2 protein-coding genes are annotated in these 3,631 nt (G+C 45.8%); both read left to right on the top strand.

The features are described from left to right. Positions 1-1,031 (top strand): 23S rRNA (uracil(1939)-C(5))-methyltransferase RlmD (rlmD, locus tag A3757_RS22055; RefSeq protein ID WP_068740301.1); only part of this gene is annotated, 1,031 nt, incomplete at its 5' end. Between the two features lie 26 nt (positions 1,032-1,057). Continuing rightward, a complete protein-coding gene (gene relA / locus A3757_RS22050; protein WP_068509962.1) occupies positions 1,058-3,301 on the top strand; it encodes a GTP diphosphokinase in 2,244 nt (747 codons plus the stop codon). Positions 3,302-3,631 lie beyond the last annotated feature (330 nt).

Raw genomic sequence — 3,631 nt, 5'->3', positions numbered from 1 at the left:
AGCTTAAGCACTTTGGGGATTTGGCTCCGCAACAATGGTTGCCGCTTGTCGAGAGTGAGCCGTGGGGTTATCGTTCGCGTGTCCGGCTCAGTGTCGACTATGGCCGAAAAGGAGAAGGGCTTCGAATTGGCTTTCGTAAAAAAGCCTCCAAAGAGACATTAGATATAGATTCTTGCCCAATTATGGCTAGTGAGCTTTCAAGTGCCTTACCCGTACTTAAAGAACTTGTTGCTTCAATCTCGGTGCATAAAGCACTTGGCCACCTGGAACTGTCCTTGAGTCGTGAGGGAATAGGCGTGTTGATTCGGCATGTGAAGCCTCTTGAGCAGAGTGACTTGGAAATGCTTAGAAACCTTGCGAAGGAGCAGAAGTGGACGGTGTTTCTGCAAGCAGGGGACATTTCCAGTATTCAGCAGTTGTGGCCGGAAAATGAGTGCCGAGAAGAAGGCCAAGCTAACTTGTCCTATAATTTGCGGGTATTGAAGCAAAATTTAGCCTTACAATTCCACCCAAAAGATTTTACGCAAATCAACCTTGGTGTGAATCAGAAGATGGTTCTACTCGCGCTGCAGCTACTTGAACTTAAATCTGATGAGCGTGCTCTGGATCTGTTTTCAGGACTGGGTAATTTTACTTTGGCAATGGCAAAGTGCGCTAAGGAAGTTGTTGGGGTTGAAGGCAGTCAGGATATGGTGGAAAGAGGCTTGTTTAATGCACAAGCTAATGATATCGAAAATGTCACTTTTTATGAAAGTAACCTATACAGTGACTTCTCGGCTCAAGCTTGGACGAAGGGAGTTTATGATAAGATTTTGATCGACCCGCCTAGAGCAGGTGCTTTGGATATCGTGAGCAATATTAGGCAGTTTGGGGCAAAACGAATAGTTTATATATCATGCAACCCGGCTACATTAGCGCGTGACGCGGGGATCTTGGTGCAGCAAGGGTATCGTCTGATGCAGGCAGGGGTTTTGGATATGTTTCCCCATACTGAGCATTTAGAGTCGATAGCTGTTTTCGATAGTAAGTAGGCTAAGAATAATAAACAGGTAGTTTTATGGTTAAGGTTCGCGAAGATTACATTGAGGATTTCGATGGCGAAGCCGCCATTGATCAATGGCTTGATAAAATCAGTTCAATTACCGAGTTGGGTAATATCGAGACAGTACGCCAGGCCTGTGAAACTAGCCTTGAAATCGAGCAGAAATCGGTCCAGGAAGATCGAGTCTGGGCAAAAGAGCACAATAGTTTTGTAATTGGTTTGGAGATGGCTCAGATTCTGATCGAGTTGGAATTGGATCAGACAGCTATCATTGCAGCAATACTTTATCGAGCTGTCCGCGAAGGTAAATTGCCGCTGGAGCAAGTATCGAAAAAATTTGGCGGAGAAACTGCCAAGTTGATCGAAGGTGTTGCGCGAATGGCAGCGATCTCTGCAACACATCGTCCATTTAAAGGTATGGTTTTAGGTCAGACTCAAGGGCAGATTGATAACGTCCGGAAAATGCTTGTGACCATGATTGATGATGTGCGCGTCGTACTCATCAAGTTGGCAGAGCGAACTTGCGCAATTCGAGCGGTTAAAGACGCGAACTCCGAAAAACGTCAGCGTGTTGCACGAGAAGTCTTTGATATTTATGCGCCTTTGGCACATCGCTTAGGTATAGGCTATATCAAGTGGGAGCTCGAAGACCTGTCTTTTCGCTACTTACACACTTCAGCCTATAAAAAGATAGCGAAATTGCTGGATGAGCGCCGAGTTGACCGGGATTCTTTTGTAAAAAGAATGACTGAAAAACTTGAGCTTGAATTAGAGAATGCCCACATCCGCGGCGAAGTCGCTGGCCGAAGTAAACACATCTATAGCATCTGGCGAAAAATGCGCCGTAAGAATCTAGATTTTTCTGAAATTTACGATATTCGAGCTTTTAGAATTCTGGTGCCCAGTGTACAAGACTGTTATTCGGTACTAGGTGTTGTGCATTCCTTGTGGAAGCATATTCCTTACGAATTTGATGACTATATTGCTAACCCGAAAGAAAATGGCTATCGCTCTTTGCACACAGCTGTCATTGGGCCAGAAGGAAAGGTCATGGAAGTGCAGATCCGTACGAGGGAAATGCACGAGGAAGCCGAACTGGGAGTTTGTGCTCACTGGCGCTATAAAGGTACCGATGTTAAAAGTCGATCTTCAGGGTATGAGGAAAAGATCAACTGGCTTAGACAAGTACTGGAATGGCAAGAGGAGGTGGGTGATGCCTCGGAAATTGCAAACCAGCTAAGCTCAGACGTTGGTGAAGACCGTATTTACGTATTTACACCTGATGGCCATGTTGTTGATTTGCCAAATGGCGCAACGCCGGTAGATTTTGCTTACCGTGTTCATACTGAGGTGGGCCATGCTTGTCGTGGTGCTAAAGTAAATGGTCGTATCGTGCCGTTAACTTACCCGCTTCGAACTGGCGAGCAGATTCATATTCTAACCTCTAACCAGGCTTCGCCGAGCCGTGACTGGTTAAATCCGAGTTTAGGCTATATTCAGACCTCGCGCTCACGAGCCAAGCTGGTTCATTGGTTTAAGCAACAGAATCGATCTCAGAATATCACTGATGGCCGAATACTTCTGGAGGATGAGCTTAAGCGCTTGTCTATTGGCGATATCCATTACTCGGAACTTGTGGAACAAACTCAGTTCAATAAGGTGGATGACCTATTTGCGGCGATTGGTGCAGGAGACGTGAAGCCAACGCATATAGCGAATGTTGCTCAGAAAATTCTGCAGCCTAAAGAACAGCAATTGGATCTTCGTCTTGGTGCACCACAGCAGAAAGCGGCGAATAGTGCTGGGCGAGATGATATCAAGATCAAGGGCGTTGGGCGCTTACTAACAACTATGGCGAAGTGTTGCCAGCCTGTGCCAGGAGACCCAATTACGGGTTATATAACAGTTGGACGAGGCGTCTCGATACACCGACAGGATTGTATGAATTTGCTCCAGCTTGAAGACTTGGAGCCAAATCGTATTATAGAAGTTTCCTGGGGCTATGAAGCCGATGCAGCCTATGGTGTGGGTATTGAGATTCAAGCCTATGACCGAGAAGGCCTGCTTCGGGATATAACGATTGTACTAGCTAACGAGAAGGTCAATGTAACGGGCGTGAATTCATACTCTGACCCACAAGAAAATATTGCGACCATTACCATTGCAATGGATGTGTCGAGCTTGGCGAGTCTTGGGCAAGCCCTAGCCAAGATCAAGCAATTACCCAATATTATTGATGCTCGCAGAAAACGTAACTAAGGAGCTTTGGTGTCTTCAGAGAAAGTTAAAAAGGCTCAGGATAGTATTCTAGAAGGTGCTTCCAATAAAGATGGAGTACTGAACCAGGCTTTGGATATTCAAGCGCGNGCAGCTAAGCACGGCTTTGATTGGCCTGAAATAGAGCCAGTTTTTGATAAAATAGCTGAAGAACTGGACGAGCTTAAGCAGGAAGTCATAAAAGCGAAAGCGCAGTGTAAGACAAGCACGGCTGAAGACCTTTTTAAAAGGCCTGAAATTCGAGCTGAGTTTGGTGACTTGCTTTTCAGCTGCTTGAATCTATCGCGCTTTCTAGGTGTACTTCCTCAAGAT

This window comes from Oleiphilus sp. HI0117, from assembly GCF_001635235.1.
Note: the sequence above shows the minus strand (reverse complement) of the source record. Positions and strands in the feature narration are given on the sequence as shown.

Bases quoted from the DNA above. Each gene is read 5' to 3' on its own strand.
- relA (WP_068509962.1), top strand. From the start codon at position 1,058: ATGGTTAAGGTTCGCGAAGATTACATTGAGGATTTCGATGGCGAAGCC.